This is a genomic window from Chamaesiphon polymorphus CCALA 037 (assembly GCF_003003845.1).
GTDB classification, from domain to species: domain Bacteria; phylum Cyanobacteriota; class Cyanobacteriia; order Cyanobacteriales; family Chamaesiphonaceae; genus Chamaesiphon; species Chamaesiphon polymorphus.
Genome location: NZ_PVWO01000408.1, coordinates 1 through 5,410 on the forward strand (window position 1 = coordinate 1; position 5,410 = coordinate 5,410).

6 protein-coding genes are annotated in these 5,410 nt (G+C 46.8%); 3 read left to right on the forward strand and 3 right to left on the reverse strand.

Annotated features, from left to right (window positions below; translation table 11 throughout):
- Positions 1–264 precede the first annotated feature (264 nt).
- The 3 genes from C7B77_RS23045 to C7B77_RS23055 all read right to left on the reverse strand — a co-directional run bounded on the left by C7B77_RS23045 (position 265) and on the right by C7B77_RS23055 (position 2,688).
- A complete protein-coding gene (locus C7B77_RS23045) occupies positions 265–1,176 on the reverse strand; it encodes a J domain-containing protein (protein WP_106310428.1) in 912 nt (303 codons plus the stop codon).
- A 320-nt stretch (positions 1,177–1,496) separates the two neighbouring features.
- On the reverse strand, positions 1,497–2,345 hold the full coding sequence (locus C7B77_RS23050) for an inositol monophosphatase family protein (protein WP_106310431.1): 849 nt from the start codon (positions 2,343–2,345) through the stop codon (positions 1,497–1,499).
- Positions 2,346–2,481: 136 nt separating this feature from the next.
- Positions 2,482–2,688 (reverse strand): hypothetical protein, encoded by a 207-nt coding sequence (locus C7B77_RS23055; RefSeq protein WP_106310434.1) that lies wholly within the window; start codon positions 2,686–2,688, stop codon positions 2,482–2,484.
- Between the two features lie 373 nt (positions 2,689–3,061).
- On the opposite strand from C7B77_RS23055, the gene C7B77_RS23060 reads away from it, so the two are divergent.
- The 3 genes from C7B77_RS23060 to proA all read left to right on the forward strand — a co-directional run.
- Positions 3,062–3,436 (forward strand): ferredoxin-thioredoxin reductase catalytic domain-containing protein, encoded by a 375-nt coding sequence (locus C7B77_RS23060; protein WP_181243981.1) that lies wholly within the window; start codon positions 3,062–3,064, stop codon positions 3,434–3,436.
- Between the two features lie 117 nt (positions 3,437–3,553).
- The gene (gene hisIE / locus C7B77_RS23065; protein WP_106310441.1) at positions 3,554–4,204 is read left to right on the forward strand and encodes a bifunctional phosphoribosyl-AMP cyclohydrolase/phosphoribosyl-ATP diphosphatase HisIE; all 651 of its coding nucleotides are present in this window, start codon (positions 3,554–3,556) and stop codon (positions 4,202–4,204) included.
- A gap of 202 nt (positions 4,205–4,406) precedes the next feature.
- A partial coding sequence (gene proA, locus C7B77_RS23070; protein WP_106310444.1) for a glutamate-5-semialdehyde dehydrogenase occupies positions 4,407–5,410 on the forward strand: 1,004 nt, incomplete at its 3' end.

A 5,410-nucleotide genomic window follows, 5' to 3' on the forward strand; every position in this document is an offset into this window, starting at 1 on the left:
CTCCCTAATTTTAGTAGATCGTGTGTCGCTGCCAGTGGGAGCTTGGGATCTTGATGCAGGTTGCTAGTGATGAGTTGTCAGTGCGAGTAGTTGGGAGTGAGTTAGGAGTTGGTAGTGGGTAGTGGTTAGTAAGCGGTCAGCAAATGTAAACATCGATCCCAACTCCCTGCTTGGTGCGCTAACCCGTCTGGAGACCAGACGAGCGCGCATCCGCAACTCCCAACTCCCAACTCCCAACTCCTAACTCCTAACTCCCAACTCCCGTTACTTTTTGCCAAACAATCCGCTAAACATCCCTTCGCTTGGTTTTTTGGGAGCATTTTTACTGCTGGAACCGTTAGTTTTGGGATTGGATAGTCGATCGAATTCTTGCTTGGCTTGGATGACTTGCGGATCTTTCGGGGAGAGTTGGAGAGCTTTGTTAATCGAAATTTTGGCCATAGTCATTTGTTGTTGATTTAAATATACCAATCCCAACAAGGTATGTGCGCGGACATTATTAGGTTCGGCACCGATCACTTCTTTAATTTCAGGTACTGCTTTTGTCCAATTTTTCTTGCTCATGTAATCCTCGGCTCTGCGAAGAGCACCTTCAGTCGCGGATGGTTTGGCCAATTCGGATGAGGCTGGGGTTGTCTCTTTAGCAGCAGTGGATTTGCCACTATTTGCCGCTGGTGGGGTCGATCTTACCGACTGTAGTTGTCTGCGTAACAGATACACCATGTTTAGTTCGCTGATTTGGTTAATCGTCTGCTCGCTTTGGTTTAATTGGGTGTATTGTTGGCTGACAAGTTGCTTGAGGAGTCGATCGTAAACTTGCTCGAAGTCTGTACCACTTTGATACAGTTGTTGGCACAAGGGATCGACAATTTGCACTTGGTTACCTTCTTCTATGAGTCTTTTACCCAGCAGTTCTAGCATGATGATCTGCTCTTGAAGCTGAGATTGACGAGACAGTTGTCCGTAAGCATGGGTAATCAGTCGCGAAAATAGTCTTACCGCCATTTGCCGATCTGCGTCAGTTTGCCATTGCGCACAGTCAGGGTGCAGCAATCTCGCTACAACTTGATAGCGTTCTCTAATGTCTATTTCTTCAGCATTTACACTCACGCCTAGAATAGCGTGTCGATCGGTGAAGTCATACTGAAATAATCCGCGATCTAGTTGAAAACTCATATACTTTGGTGCGCAGCAACAGGAGTCTTGTGGGGTGACGTATGCCCAATTAGTAGTTCAGATCTCAGGAGTATACAATCGTTCCAGATTGGTAACGCTCTCTAGCTCCATCCACTGCCACTGGTTGAGAGTCCTGGGCTTACCAGTAACTCTATGGGGTACATCATCTATATATTCCCCATTTCGCAGCTAATATTCACGTTCGCACCAAAATTTTTTTTGGCATTGCTGGATTGCGGCGGAAACCGCCGCGTTGGCGTAGCCTATCCGGTTGGAGAATCGCCTGTCCGCAAAATCCAAAATCTGTAATCTTAAATCTTCTACCCTCTAGTCTCTAGCCACGACCAAGGTTCGATCTTGGCTACATGCAGTAGTTCTTGGCTCAATTCGTCGTGTAATTTGCCATTGGTGGCGAGAATGCGACCCGATCGAATATCGAAGGGACTGCGATCGTATGCGGTAATCTTACCACCAGCAGCCTCGACAATGGCCACGCCAGCCGCTAAATCCCACGGCGATAGTCCCCGTTCCCAATAGCCATCCAATCGCCCACAGGCGACGTAAGCTAGGTCTATAGATGCGGCACCTGCACGTCTGACACCTTGGGTGATATGGGTCAGATAACAAAATTCTTGATAGTTATTGTCTGGGGTTTCGCGGCGATCGTAAGCAAATCCAGTGACGAGTAAGCTTTTAGCTAAGTTATCGACACTGGAAACGCGGATCGGACGGTCGTTACAGGTCGCGCCAATGCCGACTGCGCCACAAAATAGTTCGCGATGAAACGGGTCGTAGATTGCGCCCACTGTCGGCACGCCATTAATTAACAATCCGATCGAAGCTGCTGAAAACGGGTATTGATGTGCGTAATTTGTCGTGCCATCCAATGGATCGATCGCCCACAGGTATTCGGCATTCAGATCGCCAAATTGACCGGATTCTTCGGCCAAAATCGAATGCTCGGGAAAATTTTGCCGCAATATCTCTAAGATGACTGCTTCTGCTTGCTTGTCAGCTTCTGTGACCAAATCGCCTGGGCGACCCTTTTCGACGATCGACTCCAGTTTTCCCCAACAAGCTTGTAATACTTCACCCGCTGCTAATGCTGCTGCTTTGGCGACTTCTAAGTAAGCAGCTACGCGCTCGTTCGATCGATCGGGAGAGTTCATTTCCACGGGTTTATCGTCTAATTATGTACAGTCGGTATTGTACATTATTGCCGCTGCTACTTACCCTTACAGATCCAATGAAAAACTCCCCTAACTAGTCAAGGGAGAGCGATCGCTAATTAAGTTTTTTTGATAATTAATTCGAGCTACTATTCACGGGAATATTGCCGATTAATTCATACTGTCTTTTTGTTTGGACGTAAAACTGACGGTGTGGCTGTAACTGTTGATAATAAAGTCCGATTCCTTGTTGAATGACCAATGCTGGGTCTTGATTTGTTTGGTTTTGGATTTCTTCTAGTTGGCGGGCTGTTTCAGCGTCTACTTGGATTATGAGTTGCATATATAAAGCCTCTGTGTATATTTAATAGTATCATTAATATTACTCAATCGGTTCTATTGCTCCCTCAGCCGATCGATAGATATTAGTAAATTGAATCTAATTAATAATATACCCAATCGAATAGTCAAGAAAAGTAACGAAAAAGACATTTAGAGACGATTATATTTTGCTTTCAAAATAGTTATTATTGCGGCGGTTTTCGCGATCGCGGAAAGTTACAAAGGATGTCAAGCATGGCGCGGTATCGATCGGACAAACACCATCAGCATGTAAACACTCATTTAGGACTGTGACAACTTACGAACGATCGATCTCCAGATGACAAGTTTTTCGGTAAAATGCTAGAACAAGTAATTACTCACTCCCTAACTCGATGGTCATGAACCCAGCAGCAGCCAATGAAAATAGCGGCACAAATAATGAGCCGAGCGATAAAACGCTCGAAGCGATGAGACATTTTTCCGAAACTTATGCCAAAAACACAGATACATACTTCTGCGTGGATCTTTCGGTAACCGCTGTCGTTATTAAGGGACTGGCCAAAAATAAGGAAGAGTTGGGTTCGCCTCTTTGCCCCTGTCGTCACTATGAAGATAAAGAAGCTGAAGTCAAAGCTGCATTTTGGAACTGTCCGTGCGTGCCCATGCGCGAACGCAAGGAATGTCACTGCATGTTATTCCTAACTCCAGACAATGATTTTGCTGGCAACATGCAGGAGATCGCTCTTGAAGAAGTCAAAGCAGTTTGATGGGCTTGAGGTTTTAGGCTTTAGGCTTTAGGCTGAATGTGCGAACGTCAAAATGGTAAACTATCTTTAATGTGGACTAACGACCACTAGATCTTCACTATTTCGAGTTTCAACCTCATGTCTGTCGATGAATCTGTCAGTCTGCGTCGAGCTATTCCGATCGATCGGATTAAATACGACGATCGGGGTTTAGTTCCTGCCATCATTCAAGATTACTTAGATGGAACTGTGCTAATGATGGCATGGATGAATAGCGAATCTTTGGCTAAAACTTTGGACACGGGTGAAACCTGGTTCTGGAGTCGATCGCGTCAAGAATTTTGGCACAAAGGCGCAACTAGCGGACACATTCAACATGTCAAAGATATTCGCTATGACTGCGATAGCGACGCGCTCCTGATCTCGGTCGAGCAAGTCGGCGACATTGCCTGTCATACTGGCGAACGTAGCTGTTTTCATCAAATCGACACTGCGAAAGTCGCACCACCAGCCGATACGCTCTCAGATTTATATCAGACAATTTGCGATCGCCGGGACAATCCCCGTGAGGGTTCCTATACCCAATCCCTATTCGCAGGCGGGGACAACAAAATTCTCAAGAAAATTGGTGAAGAAGCCGTAGAAGTCGTGATGGCATGTAAAGACGATCGTGCCCCCGAAATCGCAGGCGAAGCCGCAGATCTGTTCTATCATACGCTCGTCGCCCTCGCCCACCATCGCGTTAGCATCCGCGACGTCTATCGCGAACTCCAAAACCGCCGGAAATAGGAAGTAATTCTCTTTGCGAACTAGTGAGGGGTCGATCGTCAGCATCATCTAAATCTATCGTGTTACTCGTGCTCGTTGGGCACTAATTTAAGAGGCTAGGATCTTGTCCGAGTGATTCCTACAGCCTGCTTGGTGCGCTATACCTGGAGGAAACCTCCAGAGCGCGCATCCGCTAAAGCCTAAAGCCTAAAGCCTAAACAACATGCTGACAGAAATTGCCCAGAAAACTCGACTAGCCGCTCAACATTTAGCCAGTCTTCCAGCAATAGCTAAAGATGTGGCGATCGAAGCCATTGCCGCATCTTTAGAACGCCATGCCACTGAAATTGTGGCGGCGAATGCGATCGATTGTCAAGCCGCCGAAGGTGAAATCGCTCCCGCCTTATATGCCCGATTGAAACTAGATGCTACCAAGCTCAAAGGCGCGATCGTCGGCGTGCGTGATGTGGGCAAATTAGCCAATCCAGTGGGTCAAATTCAGATCCATCGCGAAATCGATACCGGACTGATTATGCAGCGTGTAAGCTGTCCTGTCGGCGTTCTAGGCGTGATTTTTGAGGCTCGTCCCGATGCCGTGATTCAGATTGCCAGTTTGGCAATTAAATCGGGGAATGGCGTCATTTTAAAAGGCGGCAAAGAAGCGATCGAGTCCTGTACCGTATTAGTTAAGGCGATTAAGGCAGGATTAGCTCACTCGGAAGTCAATCCCGATGTAATTCAGCTTTTAACTACCCGCGCCGAAACTAGCGAATTACTCAACCTAGATCGCTATGTCGATCTGATTATTCCGCGCGGTTCTAACGAATTTGTCAAATACGTCCAAGATAATACCCGCATTCCCGTGTTGGGACATGCTGATGGCATCTGTCATTTATACATCGATGGCGAGGCCGATTTCGAGAAAGCGATCGCCATCGCCATCGATGCCAAGACTCAGTATCCAGCCGCCTGCAACGCGATCGAAACCCTCCTGATCGATCGATCGATCTCAAGGGAGTTTTTACCGCTAGTTATCGATAAACTTCAGACACATGGCGTCGAAATTCGCCTCAGCGAACTCGGACATCAAATTTTAGATAACGAATTGCATTTAACTGTCGATTTAGCAATTGCTACCGATTGGGCAACAGAATACAGCGATCTGATTATCGCTATCCAAATTGTCCCCGATCTCGAAGCCGCGATCGCGCATATTAATACCTACGG

Bases quoted from the DNA above. Each gene is read 5' to 3' on its own strand.
- C7B77_RS23060 (WP_181243981.1), top strand. From the start codon at position 3,062: ATGGTCATGAACCCAGCAGCAGCCAATGAAAATAGCGGCACAAATAAT.
- C7B77_RS23055 (WP_106310434.1), bottom strand. From the start codon at position 2,688: ATGCAACTCATAATCCAAGTAGACGCTGAAACAGCCCGCCAACTAGAA.
- hisIE (WP_106310441.1), top strand. From the start codon at position 3,554: ATGTCTGTCGATGAATCTGTCAGTCTGCGTCGAGCTATTCCGATCGAT.
- C7B77_RS23050 (WP_106310431.1), bottom strand. From the start codon at position 2,345: ATGAACTCTCCCGATCGATCGAACGAGCGCGTAGCTGCTTACTTAGAA.
- C7B77_RS23045 (WP_106310428.1), bottom strand. From the start codon at position 1,176: ATGAGTTTTCAACTAGATCGCGGATTATTTCAGTATGACTTCACCGAT.